This is a genomic window from Pseudogracilibacillus auburnensis (genome assembly GCF_003201975.1).
In the GTDB taxonomy this organism is placed as follows: domain Bacteria; phylum Bacillota; class Bacilli; order Bacillales; family Amphibacillaceae; genus Pseudogracilibacillus; species Pseudogracilibacillus auburnensis.
In genome coordinates, this window is sequence record NZ_QJJQ01000028.1 from 1 (window position 1) to 15,849 (window position 15,849).

Consider the following 15,849-nt stretch of genomic DNA (forward strand, 5'->3'; position numbering starts at 1 on the left):
CCGATAACCAGTACTTTGTATTCGCCTGCGGATTCGCATGTCACTTTCAGTTCACCGTCTTCCACAATACCGAATGCCCTACCGAAATGCATATGTCCATTCACCCAAACATCGACATCTTTGTTTAGGTATTGGAAATAATCAGGCAACAACATCTTAACTGTCTCGTTGTCTGTAATGAGCCAAAAAGAACTTTCGCTTTATTCATTTAATCACCTTTTCTGTAATTATTTATATTATTGAATATACAACATACAATTACAGAATAATAGAAATATTAGATATAATATAGTGAAAGGAGGAAAATAATGATATATACATTTATTTTTTATGCATCCTTATTAGTTTCTACAATAGGGGTAGTCCTTTCATTGCTTGTATTTTCTTGGCAGTTTATGTTAATAAGCTTTTTATTATCATTACCTTATGTATTATATTTATCAGCGACACCTAGATTTTCTTGGCTTTTTATTTACCCTATAATCTTATTAGTTACATCAGTACTATTGTTTTTTTATAACAAAAAAAATAAACAAAAAAAACAAGCAAGGGGAGAAGTAAATAATGATTGGTGGTGAGTTTTAAAGATAGAAATCTGTTCCAGAAGCAGAGGACATTTATAGGGAATCAGATTATTGAAGTGGTTTTGTCCGTTAAACTGGACTGCCTACAGCGTGCCAGTTTTTACTTTTGCTGAATACGACTGTCGGTGAATTTACCGACACGGACAAAATGAAAATTGGCAAGGGGTTTCGGAGCGCCCCCTTTTGCGACGAGCAATAGTCCAAGACTTGTCAATGATATTGCTAAATGTTGCGTATCGTTTGTATGTGATAACAGAAATATAGTCACGGCGGTGATGATAATTTGAATCATTACTACGGTGCTAAAAACAGAAAAATTTATTCTAGGAGAAAATTGCGCTTTTACAAAATCTTTGAACCTTAATCCGGGAAAGATTTTTTTAAATAAAATAGCCAATGCAAAATCTGATGACCATGCAGAGGTAATTTGTAAAATGTTAATTATACTCTTAGGTGCACCTAACACCATACTTATACCGATTACGATAAAAAGTACAAAAAATATGATATAGCTTAAGATGATAAAGCTTGTCAAAGGTTTTAACGATTTTCGTTTTTTCATCAGGAGCCACTCCTTTAAAATAAACGTTAGTAATGAAACATTCCATTTACTAACATCTTCATTTTAAACTAGTGGGTTACCCCCTGCTCAAGGCCTTTATTTTATGGGGGAATACATTTCTAAAAATACACGCTCAAGATCTTCTTCATACGTTGTCAATAATATGTTAATATAAGCCATACCTACTAATTCCATTTTCTTGTGCTATTTTGAACAAGCTTTCTCCTACTTCATGATCAATGTTTTTTCCGTCATTCACTGCTCTCCCATTTTCTATAACCGTAAACGTACCTAAATGTTCTTTAATATTTTTACAGTCCACTTTCACAGATTTTATTTGCTTTAAAAGAATTTTTATATTCAAGTTCCTCAAGTATTTGTGCTTCCTTTTCCTCTAACAAACCCTCTAGATCGGCTATACTCTTACTTTGTCTTATCTCTTGAATTTTCTTAATCTCAATATCAAGTCCTCGATAAAAATTTGTCGTTATCACATCATGAATATCAAATTGATTATATTTTCTATAACCTTTTTTTTCATCACGCTTAGGTTTGACCAATTTCTTTTCCTCGTAATGCTTTAACGTATCTCTAGAAACACCTAAAAAATTAGCTACTTGTCCAATGGTATACACCATCTCTCCCCCTAATTGTTATAAAACTTAGCGTTAAATAAAGATCATCTTGATTGACCCAGGATTTATATGTTACAACGAGCAATCTTCACTGTTTCTAATAAACGAGATGTTCTTCATCTAACTTATATCCTTATACTGAAGACAGTCATGATTCTTAATATAAAGAACATCATATCAGTAATAACAAAACGGTCTATATCTATCTTATCAATAAATGGCTACCATGCTCCATGTGTCCATGTTGCTTTTTTATCTAGACTAGGAAAGGTTTCTGTAAACTGTACCTATCAAATAGTTGAAAACTGTATCTTTTATAGTTGTCAGTCTACTATATAATAACGATAATCATTCATTTAACACGATATATTCTAATTTAGGGGGATTAATAATGGAAAATTCAGCAGAACAAATTGTAGAATTAAAAACAATGGAACAATGGAAAGAAGCTTTCCCAGTGATGAATCAGCTTCGGACTGATTTAGTGGAAACGTCTTATCTTGACTTACTACATGAAATGGCGAAAGACGGTTACCGACTTTTCGCACTAGTAAAGGACGATATGATTGTAGCCTTAGCCGGAATAAGCATAAGGGTGAATTTTTATAATAAAAGACATGTTTTTGTATATGACTTAGTAACAGATGCTTCACATCGTTCCCATGGATACGGTGGAAAACTATTAAACTTTATTCATCATTGGGCTAGTGAAAATGGAGCAAAGTACGTCGCTCTTGAATCAGGAATTCAAAGAACAGACGCGCACAGATTTTATGAAAAGAAATTTGAGTATGATAAATGGTGTTTTTCATTTAGAAAAACATTTTGAACCTCTCATGACTAAAGTCATGAGATTCTTGGGAACAGAGCATATTTGAGGTAGGCGGTATACACTACCCACAGTGGTTTCTCTTTTACCCCAAGCTATCTCCGTAGTTCCTACGGTTCTTGATTATTTTTCTTTTTACGTTAGGGATGGGTTTCCTGCTTTTGGCGAATGTTACATGCCCAATTTTAGGTAGTTTCAGAAGGTTACCATCAATAGAAATATTTTGATTGACGTGTTTTGTAGTGTAGGACTGAACAGGGTGCATCTTACTTTTGAATCGGGGTCTTTCGTTTTGTTTGTTAAAGAAACGAGAAAAAGAATCAGCGAGGTTTTTCAAGGAGGACTGAAGGGCAATACTATCAACCTCTTTTAACCACTCCGTCTCTTCTGCCCTTTTCATTTTAGGAAGCATGGCAGAACATTGATTGTACGATAATCCCTTTCCAGTCTCAGCGTATGTCGTATTCCATCGATGAAGGAAATGATTGTACACAAATCTTGCACAGCCAATTGTTTTAGCAATTAGCTTCTTGGTTTTTATTGGGATAGATCCGAAATTGATAGGCTTTATGTTTCAACACATGATCCACCTCGTTTTTATACTTTCATTATACTTTGCGGAACATGTGTTTGCAAATAGATTTGAGATTAGATTTATCGCTCCCAGGCGTCCATTCATCCCACGATTGAAATCGCAGGTGTTCTGGACATTTTTATAAACTCCAACGAAAAACTGCCGAGAACACGATGCTCGACAGCTTTCACAACCATTAACTTTTTTCATCATATGCTATGCATAAAAACTTCACGTTTTCATCCGTGTAATTATACCAATAATGTTCTTTCCTAGAATCAAACATAATCGAATCAGAAGGATCCAAATGATACGTTTCCTGATCGATCTGTACCGTTAATTGCCCTTCAAGGACGTACAAAAATTCCTGCCCGGCATGTTTAAATAAATTTCCTTCATTCTGATTCGGTTTTAAAACGACAAGAAGCGGTGAAAAAACCGGATTGTCTATCGATTTACATAAGCTCTGATAATAGATGTTATGCTCTTCCATCTTTTCTGTCTCCAACGCACTTCGCCGAACAACCCTCTCTTCTTCTTCTACTTCAGCAAAGAAAAAGCCTGGATTCACCTCAAGCGCAAGCGAAATTTTTTTCAATGATTCGAGCGTCGCAGAAGACTTTCCGCGCTCTAACTGGCTGAGAAAGCTAATCGAAAATCCAGTTTTCTCAGCTAAAGTCTTCAATGTCATTTTTCGTTCTTTTCGTACTTTTTTTATCCGTGAACCTAGTGTCTCTCTCATCCAAAAATCCCTTTCCATCACTCTTTCTATTCTTATTTTATCATCTCACAAACTAGTAATCCAATGTGATTATCCCTTCACTGGCAAGGAACGTTCGGGAGCTACTTTAATTTTGGAATAAATTACTCCACCAATCGCACCAATTAGCCCGGTAATGATCCAGCCTGCTCCATTTCCAAACAATGGGATGAAGGCAAACGTTTGATTGATGAAATCAACAGCAATTCCCGCTTCTTTTACCGCATCTAAGATGGCAACAAAGCCGACGCCAATAATTGTCCCTGCATAAACCGGCCGATACCCGCGGAACCACTTATGTGTAAAGGAAAGGACGATCAATGCAATCGATATCGGATACAATAACAGTAGAATAGGAGAGGCCAACTCTAGTATTTTTGCTAAACCGAAGTTCGTAATGACCAAACTTCCAAACGCTAAAATATAGATCCACTGTTTGTACGTAAACTTAGGAAAAACCCTTTCAAAATACTCCGCCACAGAAGAAAGACAAGCAATATTCGTTGTAATCCCAGTTAAAAACACAACTGTTGCAATCATAAGAAGACCTATATTTCCGAAAAGGTAGCGAGCGCTCTGAGCTAAAATTTCGCCACCGTTTTCACCCATCCCAATCGCCTGAACACTTGTTGCTCCGATCCACGCCATCGATAACTGGATGATAGCAAGACCAATAATTGTAATAATTCCTGCCTTTACAAACGTTGCAGACACATCTTTTTTCTCAGTAATGCCTTTATCTGCAATAGCTTTAATAAAAATTCCCCCAAACACAAATGCTGCTAACACATCCATTGTATAATACCCTTGGACAAAACCTTGTAAAAATACCCCTTCCAAATACGGTACTTGCGGAGCTTGGATGACCCCCATCGGAGTGAGGAAGGACTTACCAATCAAAATAACAAGTAACACACCAAATATCGGAGTAATAATTTTACCTAAGCGATCGACAAATTTTCCCGGGTTCATTGACAGCCAAACGGTTAACACAATAAAAATAGCTGAAAAAACAAACAAGATCAAACCGCTATTTACGTTCATACCCGAAAGCAACGGTGCAATCGAAACCTCATACACAACTGAAGTTGTTCGTGGTACAACATAAATCGGACCTAAAGTTAAAAATAACAAAACAGAATAAATAATGCTGAATCTTTTGCTAACAAGTCCTGCCAATAATTCCACTTTTCCACCAGCAATCGCTAATGAAATGATAGCTAATAATACAAGCCCTACTCCAGTAATTAAAAATCCAGTCATCGCAACCCAAGTACTCGACCCAGCCAATTGTCCCAACTTAGGTGCAAAAATAATATTTCCAGCTCCTAAAAACATCGACAGAAGCATAAGCCCTATGGCAAACAATTGACTAAATGGTAAACTTTTCTTCAAGTCTATCACCTTCCCTATCTATAGATAACGCTTTCACTTTGCACAAAACAATAAATTGAAGTATCACTTAAATTAAGTGTCACTTCAATAATAATATAAAAATAAAACAATTGTCAATTCTTTTTTACCTCTTAACAAAAGTTGACGAATCGATTTATTCGTTTTATAATCGAGTAAATTGAAGTAACACTTAAATTAGTTAACAATACATCCGTTTTCAAACAATAAAAACGGTAAATAAATAATTGCGAAAGGTTTGAAATATTTGATTATTTTAAATGAAAAAGAAATCCAAGAACTGTACGAAATGGAACAAGCACTAGTCGATCTTGAAAGTATGCTCCATCACAAAGCAGCGGATAAAATTGTGAACCCACCTCGGACTGTTATTGAATTTCCTGAAGAAGACGGCTCCGTACTTTACATGCCGAGCACAGACTTAGACGAAGAAATGATGACAATGAAGGCAGTGACAATTTTTCCGAATAACCCATCACGAGGGAAATCAACAACACAAGGTATTGTACTTTTATCAGATGCAAAGAATGGTGACCATGTGGCGATGTTTAACGCTTCTTACCTAACACGTTTGCGTACAGGAGCGATGAGCGGACTAGCAACTGATCGTTTAGCATTAAAGGATGCTAAGACACTTACGATGATCGGAACCGGTGAAATGGCGTTTGAACAAGCTCTTGGTGTACTCGCCGTCCGTGATATCAAAGAAATTTTACTCATTAATCCGACGAAAGAAAAAGCACACAATTTTAAAGAAAAGTTACGACAGTTTGGAATCGATCTTTCCATCAGTATCGAAATCTTAGATGATGTATCAGAAGCTGTGTCTGCATCTCAGATTGTCTGTTGCAGTACGCGCTCCCATGAACCAGTCTTTAATGGCAAGGATCTTCTGCCTGGAACTCATGTAAACGGAGTCGGATCGTACTTGCCACATATGCGTGAAGTGGATCTTACCTTCCTGCAACGCGCATCCAAAATTGTCGTCGATGACTTAGAAGGCGCCACAGAAGAAGCTGGTGAACTAATTCATGCTGAGCAACAAACCGATTGGTCGTTTGATACCATTCATGGAGACCTAATGGAATTAGTCGTGAACAAGATCGCACATCGCGAAAACAATGAAGAAATTACTTTCTTTAAGTCAGTCGGAGCCGCTTACTATGACCTAGCTGTTGCAAACGGTGTTTATAAAATCGCACAAAAAACAAATGCAGGAACAAAAATAGAAATCTAAAACGGGGGAAAAGCGATGGAAAATGCAATAAGAGATTTTTTTATGCATCTATCTCAAAATAAAGTATTAAACCAGGGAGCAAAACGTTGGGGGCTAAAACTAGGTGCGCAACACGTCGTCGCTGGAACAACGATTGACGAAATGATTGCGAGCATTAAAAAACTAAATGAAAAAGGTATCGCTTGTACGATTGATAATCTCGGAGAGTTCGTCTATGAAAAAGTAGAAGCAACAGGTGCAAAAGAACAAATTCTTAACGTGATTGAAGCGATTCACACAAACAATTTAGATGCACATATTTCACTGAAACCATCTCAACTCGGACTTGATATTGACTATCATTTTTGCAGGAATAACTTAAAAGAAATTGTAACAAAAGCAAAAAAATACGAAATCTTCGTTAATTTTGATATGGAAGATCATGCGCGCTTGCAACAGTCATTCGATTTACTAGATGACCTCTCAGCAGACTATGACAATATCGGAACTGTTATCCAAGCCTACTTCTTCCGGGCAATTGAAGATATTAAACAATATAAAAACTACCGCCTTCGAATTGTAAAAGGTGCCTATAAAGAAGACGCCACAGTCGCATACCAAGATAAAAATGAGATCGATCAAAACTACATCGAACTCATTGAATGGCATTTGTTGAATGGAAAGTTTACTTCTATTGCAACCCATGACCACTATGTTATTAACCATGTAAAAGACTTTGTCAAAAAACATGGCATACCAAAAGAAAAATTCGAATTTCAAATGCTCTATGGCTTCCGCGAAGAAATGCAATACGAACTCGTAATAGATGGGTACAATTTCTGTACTTATGTCCCATTCGGTGAAGACTGGTACGGCTACTTCATGAGACGACTCGCAGAACGCCCACAGAATTTGAACTTACTCGTGAAGCAAGTATTCAACAAAAAAACAAATACCATCATTGGAATCGGCATTGTTGCATTTTTACTTGGTCGCATGACGAAGAGAAAAGGTTAATATAACGATGGTTCAACGGCAAAACACCTGGAAAGATATGATTCTTTCTAGGTGTTTTATTCTCTCGTCATACTACATCTATTTTTACAAACAAAAGTCTCAAATGAATCAAAAAGGAAAACTCCCATTTTTCTTTTTAACCGATTCCTAGTAATTTTTGACTAATAGCACATTACATTTTGGGCATCGCTTATCGTTTTTCCTTCCATAAAGTTTACACCAAGATAAATTCTATTCACACTGTACTTTTCTAGCCATCATACATTGATAAGAAAAAACGAACTTCTCCATTAGACTGGGTGGGTATAAACATTTAAAGATTCGCCAGTTCATTGCTAAGTTGCGCTATATAACAACGAAGTTGCGCCATATTTTCGTACACAAAAACACATCATATTCCATTTCGGTTACATAATACTTTATGCTAAAGGAAGATTTCATCATTCTTCACTTGTACTGTAGCCAACAATTACGTGTGCATAATATGCTTTATCGAGACATGCAATCCTCCGATTCCGGTTTTTTTAACGTAAAATACAATACTACTAAACCAACAAATACGATAATTAGCCCAATCCATACACTTCCCGTAAATCCTAGCGTTAAATATCCTGCACCAGCAATCACCGCTGCAACGATGGAATAAGGAAGCTGCGTCATGACGTGGTCAATATGATGACAATTTGACCCGGTTGCAGACAAAATAGTCGTATCGGAAATAGGGGAGCAATGATCTCCAAAAACAGCTCCTGCTAAGACGGCGGCGAGCATCGGCAAAATAAGTTCCATATGGGTCGCTGCTGCAATTTGCCCTGCAATCGGGAGAAGCAGTGCGAAAGATCCCCAAGATGTTCCGGTTGAAAAAGCGATTAAACCAGCCATAATAAATATAATAAATGGCAGTAAAGCAAAGGATATATTAGAATTTTTTACGACGTCTGCTAAAAATGTTCCTGTACCCAGTTGATCGATTAAATCCGTTATCGTCCAAGCAAGAATTAAGATCATTACTGCAGGGAGCATCGATTTTATTCCGTTCAATATTCCCCCAAAAAAATGACCCCCGCTTAGTTGATCCTTTATTACATGCCTTAAATAGAATAAAAAGGTTGTTAAAAGTGAGATAAGACCACCATAAAATAGAGATTTAGAAACATCTGCCTCTCCAAAAATAGTAATCAAACTTCCCTTTTCTTCTAATCCTTGTACGCCTGTCCAAAAAATAAATCCAATTGTTGCGATAAATAAAACGATAATTGGTACAATCAAATCCACCATTTTTCCTAAACTACTTGTTGGACCTGAGTCTGGATCAATGAATGTTTTTGAATCAGGGGGCGAAACTTCACCAGTTTTCAAAGCATGCGCCTCATGCTTTTTCATCGGACCAAAATCAACTTGTCTAATCGCGATAACTAGTACGACACCTAGTGCTGCCCAAACATAGAAATTCATCGGTATCATAAGCAAAAAAGCACCTAATTCAGTATAATCCACAATCTGATGCGTCGTTAAAACCATTCCTATCAATCCGAGAATATAAGCACCCCAACTGGATACTGGCGCAATGACACAAACTGGAGCAGCAGTGGAATCAACAATATAAGCAAGTTTTGCCCGTGAAATCCGATGTTTATCCGTAATTGGTCTAGCGACTTGGCCGACGGTCAAACTATTGAAATAGTCGTCAATAAATAGTGCGATCCCTAGCAAAATCGTCATAATTTGTGCCCCCATGCGTGTCTTTACACGACGGATCATCCAATCCCCAAACGCCCTCGTACCTCCCATCAAGCCGACAAAGTTAGTAATGATTCCTAATATAAATATAAAAAATATAATATATACATTCCACGTATTTAAACCACCGTTCTCCAAAAAAACACCTGTCAACGCACCTAACATAAGGTCAAGGGAATCAATGACCTGAAAATGGGTGATAAATAGAGCCGATGCAACAATTCCTACCCCTAAAGAAATAAGAACGCGTCGAGTAAGTAAAACCATTATAATTGCCAATAACGGTGGGATAAGTGACCAAATAGATTCTGCCAATGTAAATACTCTCCTTCATGGTGCAATTGCTAAAAATTCACGACTTACTTATTATAACGTAAAAGATCAAAGATGGCAGGGTTGAAGGAATAATATGTACATCAATCGTAATAGGTGGATAAAAGAGCTTTTTAATACACCAACTAAAATGATAGAAACATTACACATTGGTGATCGTTATCTTTCGTTACTTTGAATAAAATTTGCTAATTTTCGTAACCTAATAGTAATCATTTTAGGTGGTGAGACTAATTAAACTGAACTATACAATAGTAATTTTCGCTATCATGCTATGTATTTCTCTAGTTGGTTGTCAATATTTTAATCAACACGAAAATGGTAATCCACAGGACCAATTAGATGAATTCGAACATACTACATACGAACAAGAAAGAGATTTACCAGATAAGCAGCCACAGCTTGAGGGTGGATCAGAAAGGGATGTTCGTAAACCACATCCTGTATCCAATAACATATTACAAAAAGAGTTCCCTAATGCCCTTTTCTTAAACGGTTCTCCTTCGACAAATCAAGTTGCACTAACGTTTGATGACGGTCCAGATATCCGATTTACTCCACAAGTGCTTGACGTTTTAGCTAAACATGATGTGAAAGCGACCTTTTTTCTAATTGGAGCACGTGCGAAAGAGCACAATGAAATAACGAAACGAATCCACGATGAGGGACATGTGATTGGAAACCATACGTATTGGCATCCAAATTTACCGAAAGAGGGATTGGGTAGACTCCATTGGGAATTGACACAAACGGAACAAGTAATTGAGGATATAACAGGTATCAAGCCTCGTCTATTTCGTTCTCCTTACGGTGCGTTAAATGAGGAAATGATAAAAATGTTGGAGGAAAAGGGCAACACTGTGATCGGATGGAATGTTGATTCACTTGATTGGAAACAGCCTGGAGAAGATGTCGTAGCTGATAATGTGTTAAGTAATGTTGGATTTGGTTCCATTATTTTAATGCACGATGGAGGAGATTGGACGATGGATTTATCAGGTACAGCTCAAGCGTTGGATAAAATTATTACGAAACTTAAAAATGATGGGACAGAATTTGTTACAGTACCTGAATTAGTTGGGGTTCCTGAGGCAAAATGACCGAATCGTAAAAGGTGAAAAGCTGCATTTGATACAGAAATCTTAAAATAATTCATTGTTTCTTGAGCATTGAATCATAATAAATTCAACATTAATGATTCTTTTTTATCAACGGTTAAAGTTTAGGTGAACTGACCCTCCAATTGTAGTTTGGTCTAACAATTGGAGGGCAGTTCATTATAAGATAAGTGTTCAAATTGGCAGGATAACAATGATAGAAGCAAGGCATTTCTATGAAATATTTAAATTATCTTGTCAAACTGCGAATCCACAATTCCCTACATCCTAACGCTTAATTAACTACATGATGTTTATTCACTCACTTCTGTCGAAACTTGCCAAATGACTCCGAATTTATCAGTAACTTGTCCGTAAGATGGACTCCAAAATGTTTCTTGTAGCGGCATCGTTACTTTTCCACCATCTTGCAGCTTATTAAATACTTCTTGCGATTTTTCGACGCTACTTACCATTAAGGCAATCGTTACTTGATTACCTAGTTGATATGATTCTTCATGCGGTCCGGGGTATGTATCCGAAATCATTAGTTTTGTATCGCCAACAGCTAACTGAGCATTCATTACCCGATTTTTCACATCATCTGGCATAGGAGTTTCTGCATTATTATGAAATTCTCCGAAAGTATGCATTGCTAAAACTTTTGCATCAAGTGCATCCTCATAAAATGTAACCGCTTCCTGTCCATTTCCATTCATCGTTAAATAAGGCTGAATTGTTACGATCATTGAAAGTCCTCTCCTTTTTTAAAAATTTACTGTTGTCATTATTATCTTCTAAACTGAACGTTTTTTACAAGTAATTTTCATAAAAACTTTTTCCAAATATTGGACAAAATTCCCATCAGGATAATTAATATGTGTAACTTATCCTCTAATAACAAAAATAGTCATAGAAAAAAAGTAATTTTTATGAAAACATTTGTCGTCAAGGCCATGAATGGAGAAGAATGTAGGAATTTATTTGATGGTGCTTGCAACTGCTATGGTACTTGCTCGCATGACATTTGGACCGCTGTCCGATAAAAAAGGCAGGATATGGGCGATCTTACCTGGTCTAGTTTTAATCATCATTTCGATGATATTAATTGGAGTCATTACCCATCCACATTTGGCGTTAATAGTTCCTTTTATGTTCGGTTTAGGGATTGGTGGTGCGATGCCTGGTCTTATTGCATGGACGTTAGATCGGACAAAAGCTACAGAGTCAGGCTTAGCAGGGAGTACGTTTTATTTTATTTACGAAATTGGTATGTTTTTTGGTCCCTTCGTATTGGGAATATTACTTGAGAAAGGTAACTATAATAGTATTCTAGTCATTGCTGGAATTATATTGTTTGTGATGCTTTTTTATCTTTATTCATCAAATCGTGAGAAAAAATAACGAGACGTAAAGCATCGTTCCTTTAAACCGCTCATGACTAATTTGTCATTTTTTCGGAATCGGAGTTCAGAAACAAAAGACAAGCTTTTTAATAAGACATGGCATTATCAATCATTCTAGGCTAAATTTTAGTTTTAGATAAAGGAGACTTTCATGATTCTCCCATTTCTAATCCCATTACATATGCTGGTCCTTTTGTTACAAAATTAATGATTGTACTTGCAATTACTTCAGGTGGTTCTCTATCATCTGAACTGATCCACCACGTCATTACACCAATAATGGAAGAAACGATCAGTTGGATAAAGATATCTTTATGTCGCTCAAACTGTTTAGGTTCTTTTCCGAACATCTGTTTAAATTGTGGTTCTATATTTTTTTTAATTAATTGAATGAAATAGTCTTTTATTATTCGATCACTATTTGAGTTCAACATAATACGAAAAAAGCGTTCATTATCGTTAACTGTTTGACATATTTCCGTTGCAATATCTCGAAAAATATCAAGATAAACAACACCATCATGAACATGGCGAATTGGACTTATATGCTTCAACATTAATTCGTCTAACTTATCTGTAATACTTGCGTTTAAAAGCTCATATTTATCCACATAATGTAAATAAAAGGTAGCCCGATTTATCATTGCTTCATCTGCTAACTGCTGAATTGTGATGGATTCAAATTCATTTTTCTCCATTAAATTAAGCAATGCCTCATATAACAATTTTCTCGTTTTAAGTACACGTAAATCCGTTTTCTTTTTCATGCATTTTTCCTCCTTTAATAAACAAATTGTCATCATTTATCTAGTAAGCAACAAACTGCATAATATTGATTATTGTATTTTAAATCATACATATTTATACTTAAATTATACTACATAATGACAATTACACAACATTATGTAGCTTATTTTAGTTGGAGGTGAATACAGTGATAAAGGTTGACAACTTTGAACAAGCTTTTCACAAAAAGGTCATTTTAAAAAATATTAATTTTGAAATTCAAGAAGGGGAGATTGTCGGATTATTAGGACCTAGTGGCTCAGGGAAAACGACATTAATAAAAGCTTTGATCGGTTTACGAAAATCAACTGGCGGCGAGGTCTCTGTACTAGGTGAGAGGCAACCTTCCTTAAAACAGATGAAACAAATTGGGTATATGGCTCAAGCGGATGCACTTTATGAGGAGCTAACAGCAAAGGCAAACCTTGCTTATTTTGGTAGATTATATGGATTAAAGGGAAAAAGACTTCATGAAAGAATCGATACTTGTCTCCGTTTCGTTAATTTAGACCAAGAAGCGAAAAAACCTGTCCATGCATATTCAGGGGGAATGAAGCGAAGGCTCAGCTTAGCAATCGCTCTTATTCATCGACCCAAATTAATCTTTTTAGATGAGCCAACTGTTGGTATTGATCCAGCCCTTAAAAGGGTGTTTTGGGATGAGTTCGAGCATTTGCGAAACGAAGGAATGACTTTTCTTATTTCTACCCATGTCATGGATGAGGCAGAACGATGTGACCGTATTTTACTTATTCGAAATGGAACATTAATAGATGGTGGAACGCCTAAAGAACTTATTCAGCAATATGGTTCCATCGAACAAGCTTTTTTAAAGGTTGGTGAATAATGATGCAAGTGATAACTGTTGCAAGTCGTGTGATTCAGCAAATAGTGAAAGATAAAAGGACGTTAGCACTTTTACTAATTGCACCTGTTTTTGTTTTACTTTTACTTTACACCATTATGAATAGTGCGAGTGATTCCCCAGCAATTGGAGCGATTGATCTTGACGAATCTTTTACGAATGCACTAAAGGAAGAAGCTATCGTCAATGAATTTCCTTCTGAGGAAAAAGCACTTCAAGCAATGATGGATCAAAAAATTGATGCTTATATATATATGAAAGATAAAAAAACATATATTGAAATTGAAGGTGGCAATATTTCTAGAAATGCACTAGTTTTAAAAGCAATTCATAATACTTTAGCAAATGTTCAAAAGGATCAAATAGAAAGTATGCAAGAATCGACAATACAATTGATGAATGAGTTGCAAAAACTATTAAAGGAACAGGAAAATGCAACTGGAAAAAAAGTTGACATAAACATGCCCGAAACAGCCCTTTCCTTACAAGAACCATCTATCCATTATTTATATAATAATGAGGATACAGATCTATTTGATCAAGTTGCACCCGCAATTATGGGCTTCTTCATATTCTTTTTCGTCTTTATTATCGCCGGAATTAGTTTTTTACGAGAAAGAACAACAGGAACTTTGGAAAGGACCCTTGCAACACCATTAAAACGGTCATCCATTGTATTTGGTTACTTTTTAGGTTTTTTCCTATTTGTTGCTATTCAAACAGTTATCGTTCAAGCCACCATTGTTGATATTCTTGATGTTCAACGTATAGGAAGTTATTGGTTATTGCTCTTTTTAAATTTAGTAATTGCCTCTGTGGCGCTATCACTAGGACTACTGCTATCAACATTTGCACGAACAGAATTTCAATTATTACAATTTATACCTATAGCTATTGTTCCCCAATTTTTCTTTAGTGGCATTTTTGACTTGTCCGGTGCGGCAACCTGGGTGAAGGTAATTAGTAACTTAATGCCTCTAACGTATGCAACAGATGCATTGCAAAACATTATGGTTCGCGGGTATTCTTTTCAAGAAGTATCAAAAGATTTTATCGTGTTAGCTAGTTTTGCCATCGCATTTATTTTGTTAAACATGGTTGTGTTAAAAAGACAGCGGGCAGCCTAACAACTCCCACCGCTAAAGTAATATGGTTCTAGGATTTAAAAAATATTTACTAGCACACTTCTTAAGCGGTACCTTATCTTTCATTACAGAAAGAAATTTCTACTGAGGTACTGGTGCGGCAAAAGCCATTCCCTACCCTAAGCTCGTCATTGACCGTCATTTACAGAATCTTTATAATTAATTTTATCAAATATGATTCGAGGGATTTATTATGATCTATGTGGCGCTGCTTCGTGGAATAAATGTAGGTGGGAAAAATAAAATAGATATGAAAATGCTTAAACAAACGTTTGAGCGGGTAGGAATGACATCCGTTAAGACCTATATCAATTCAGGAAATATTATCTTTACATATGACAGTCTATCAAAGTCCGAAATATCTCATCTGTTGGAAGAAGCTATCTGCAAAGATTTTGGATTGCAAATTAAAATACTCATTCGAAGTTTTGATGCCATGAAAATAATAATAGATGCCCTTCCTGAGACTTGGAAAAATGATCAAAACATGAAAAGTGATGTACTGTTTTTATGGGATGATCTTGATTCTGAGACCGTTCTTAGCAAGCTGGTTATAAAACCTGGAATTGATACAGTTACATACGTTAATGGTGCAATTTTATGGTCCGTTGACAAGAAAAATGTGACCAAAAGTGGGATAATCAAACTGGGTGGCACAAATTTATACAAAAAAATGACAGTACGAAATGTGAATACGACACGTAAAATTTATCAACTTATGCAGGATATTGTTTCAACTAACTAACTTTATGCAAAATGATCTATTGCTTTTATCATTTTTTAAAGGGAAGACCGATTATTCCAGTCTTCCCTTTTTGCTAATGAAGTGTTATTTCTAACATAATGATTTTCTAGGAGCTCGTAAGTAAAATTAGCCAAACAAGAGC

Annotated in this window: 15 protein-coding genes and 2 pseudogenes; 9 read left to right on the top strand and 8 right to left on the bottom strand. The window is 36.0% G+C overall.

Going from position 1 to position 15,849, the window contains the following annotated elements:
- Positions 1-308: 308 nt before the first annotated feature.
- Positions 309-578: a hypothetical protein gene (locus DFR56_RS21960; RefSeq protein WP_110397607.1), complete on the top strand. Its 270-nt coding sequence runs from the start codon at positions 309-311 to the stop codon at positions 576-578.
- A 106-nt stretch (positions 579-684) separates the two neighbouring features.
- Here DFR56_RS21960 and DFR56_RS21965 read toward each other — a convergent pair whose 3' ends face one another.
- Both DFR56_RS21965 and DFR56_RS21970 read right to left on the bottom strand, forming a co-directional pair.
- Complete coding sequence (locus DFR56_RS21965) at positions 685-1,146, bottom strand: hypothetical protein (RefSeq protein WP_110397608.1); 462 nt, start codon at positions 1,144-1,146, stop codon at positions 685-687.
- Positions 1,147-1,242: 96 nt separating this feature from the next.
- Positions 1,243-1,781, bottom strand: a pseudogene (locus DFR56_RS21970) (MerR family transcriptional regulator).
- Positions 1,782-2,172: 391 nt separating this feature from the next.
- Between DFR56_RS21970 and DFR56_RS21975 the strand changes: the two are divergent.
- Positions 2,173-2,610, top strand: a complete 438-nt coding sequence (locus DFR56_RS21975; RefSeq protein WP_110397609.1) for a GNAT family N-acetyltransferase — start codon at positions 2,173-2,175, stop codon at positions 2,608-2,610.
- A gap of 151 nt (positions 2,611-2,761) precedes the next feature.
- Here the strand turns inward: DFR56_RS21975 and DFR56_RS21980 are convergent.
- The 3 genes and pseudogenes from DFR56_RS21980 to brnQ form a co-directional block, all read right to left on the bottom strand.
- Positions 2,762-3,191, bottom strand: a pseudogene (locus DFR56_RS21980) (RNA-guided endonuclease TnpB family protein); the annotation flags it as partial.
- Positions 3,192-3,380: 189 nt separating this feature from the next.
- On the bottom strand, positions 3,381-3,926 hold the full coding sequence (locus DFR56_RS21985) for a helix-turn-helix domain-containing protein (protein ID WP_110397610.1): 546 nt from the start codon (positions 3,924-3,926) through the stop codon (positions 3,381-3,383).
- Positions 3,927-3,995: 69 nt separating this feature from the next.
- Positions 3,996-5,339 (bottom strand): branched-chain amino acid transport system II carrier protein, encoded by a 1,344-nt coding sequence (brnQ, locus tag DFR56_RS21990; protein WP_110397611.1) that lies wholly within the window; start codon positions 5,337-5,339, stop codon positions 3,996-3,998.
- A 265-nt stretch (positions 5,340-5,604) separates the two neighbouring features.
- Between brnQ and DFR56_RS21995 the strand changes: the two genes are divergently transcribed.
- Both DFR56_RS21995 and DFR56_RS22000 read left to right on the top strand, forming a co-directional pair.
- Positions 5,605-6,594, top strand: coding sequence for an ornithine cyclodeaminase family protein (locus DFR56_RS21995; RefSeq protein ID WP_110397612.1), 990 nt, complete (start codon positions 5,605-5,607; stop codon positions 6,592-6,594).
- A 15-nt stretch (positions 6,595-6,609) separates the two neighbouring features.
- A complete protein-coding gene (locus DFR56_RS22000; protein ID WP_110397613.1) occupies positions 6,610-7,590 on the top strand; it encodes a proline dehydrogenase family protein in 981 nt (326 codons plus the stop codon).
- A gap of 489 nt (positions 7,591-8,079) precedes the next feature.
- Here the strand turns inward: DFR56_RS22000 and DFR56_RS22005 are convergent, their stop codons facing one another.
- On the bottom strand, positions 8,080-9,645 hold the full coding sequence (locus DFR56_RS22005) for a Na+/H+ antiporter NhaC family protein (RefSeq protein ID WP_110397614.1): 1,566 nt from the start codon (positions 9,643-9,645) through the stop codon (positions 8,080-8,082).
- 239 nt (positions 9,646-9,884) lie between these two features.
- Between DFR56_RS22005 and DFR56_RS22010 the strand changes: the two genes are divergently transcribed.
- Positions 9,885-10,763 (top strand): polysaccharide deacetylase family protein, encoded by an 879-nt coding sequence (locus tag DFR56_RS22010; RefSeq protein ID WP_211320666.1) that lies wholly within the window; start codon positions 9,885-9,887, stop codon positions 10,761-10,763.
- A gap of 311 nt (positions 10,764-11,074) precedes the next feature.
- Here the strand turns inward: DFR56_RS22010 and DFR56_RS22015 are convergent, their stop codons facing one another.
- The gene (locus DFR56_RS22015; protein WP_110397616.1) at positions 11,075-11,509 is read right to left on the bottom strand and encodes a VOC family protein; all 435 of its coding nucleotides are present in this window, start codon (positions 11,507-11,509) and stop codon (positions 11,075-11,077) included.
- 211 nt (positions 11,510-11,720) lie between these two features.
- Between DFR56_RS22015 and DFR56_RS22020 the strand changes: the two genes are divergently transcribed.
- Positions 11,721-12,164, top strand: coding sequence for an MFS transporter (locus tag DFR56_RS22020; RefSeq protein WP_110397617.1), 444 nt, complete (start codon positions 11,721-11,723; stop codon positions 12,162-12,164).
- Between the two features lie 151 nt (positions 12,165-12,315).
- Here DFR56_RS22020 and DFR56_RS22025 read toward each other — a convergent pair whose 3' ends face one another.
- Positions 12,316-12,933: a TetR/AcrR family transcriptional regulator gene (locus DFR56_RS22025; protein WP_158525769.1), complete on the bottom strand. Its 618-nt coding sequence runs from the start codon at positions 12,931-12,933 to the stop codon at positions 12,316-12,318.
- A gap of 167 nt (positions 12,934-13,100) precedes the next feature.
- Here DFR56_RS22025 and DFR56_RS22030 point away from each other — a divergent pair, with 167 nt between their 5' ends.
- From DFR56_RS22030 to DFR56_RS22040, 3 genes are all read left to right on the top strand, one after another.
- Positions 13,101-13,799 carry an ABC transporter ATP-binding protein gene (locus DFR56_RS22030; RefSeq protein ID WP_110397619.1) on the top strand — a complete coding sequence of 233 codons (699 nt, stop codon included), beginning with the start codon at positions 13,101-13,103 and terminating at the stop codon, positions 13,797-13,799.
- The gene (locus tag DFR56_RS22035) at positions 13,799-14,944 is read left to right on the top strand and encodes an ABC transporter permease (RefSeq protein WP_242694789.1); all 1,146 of its coding nucleotides are present in this window, start codon (positions 13,799-13,801) and stop codon (positions 14,942-14,944) included. Before DFR56_RS22030 ends, DFR56_RS22035 begins: the two co-directional genes overlap by 1 nt.
- Before the next feature lie 211 nt (positions 14,945-15,155).
- A complete protein-coding gene (locus DFR56_RS22040; RefSeq protein WP_110397620.1) occupies positions 15,156-15,707 on the top strand; it encodes a DUF1697 domain-containing protein in 552 nt (183 codons plus the stop codon).
- Positions 15,708-15,849 lie beyond the last annotated feature (142 nt).

What these genes read in the sequence shown, in the direction of transcription:
- DFR56_RS21960 (WP_110397607.1), top strand. Translation starts at nt 309, where the DNA reads ATGATATATACATTTATTTTTTATGCATCCTTATTAGTTTCTACAATA.
- DFR56_RS21965 (WP_110397608.1), bottom strand. Translation starts at nt 1,146, where the DNA reads ATGAAAAAACGAAAATCGTTAAAACCTTTGACAAGCTTTATCATCTTA.
- DFR56_RS21975 (WP_110397609.1), top strand. Translation starts at nt 2,173, where the DNA reads ATGGAAAATTCAGCAGAACAAATTGTAGAATTAAAAACAATGGAACAA.
- DFR56_RS21985 (WP_110397610.1), bottom strand. Translation starts at nt 3,926, where the DNA reads ATGAGAGAGACACTAGGTTCACGGATAAAAAAAGTACGAAAAGAACGA.
- DFR56_RS22000 (WP_110397613.1), top strand. Translation starts at nt 6,610, where the DNA reads ATGGAAAATGCAATAAGAGATTTTTTTATGCATCTATCTCAAAATAAA.
- DFR56_RS22015 (WP_110397616.1), bottom strand. Translation starts at nt 11,509, where the DNA reads ATGATCGTAACAATTCAGCCTTATTTAACGATGAATGGAAATGGACAG.
- DFR56_RS22020 (WP_110397617.1), top strand. Translation starts at nt 11,721, where the DNA reads ATGGAGAAGAATGTAGGAATTTATTTGATGGTGCTTGCAACTGCTATG.
- DFR56_RS22025 (WP_158525769.1), bottom strand. Translation starts at nt 12,933, where the DNA reads ATGAAAAAGAAAACGGATTTACGTGTACTTAAAACGAGAAAATTGTTA.
- DFR56_RS22035 (WP_242694789.1), top strand. Translation starts at nt 13,799, where the DNA reads ATGATGCAAGTGATAACTGTTGCAAGTCGTGTGATTCAGCAAATAGTG.
- DFR56_RS22040 (WP_110397620.1), top strand. Translation starts at nt 15,156, where the DNA reads ATGATCTATGTGGCGCTGCTTCGTGGAATAAATGTAGGTGGGAAAAAT.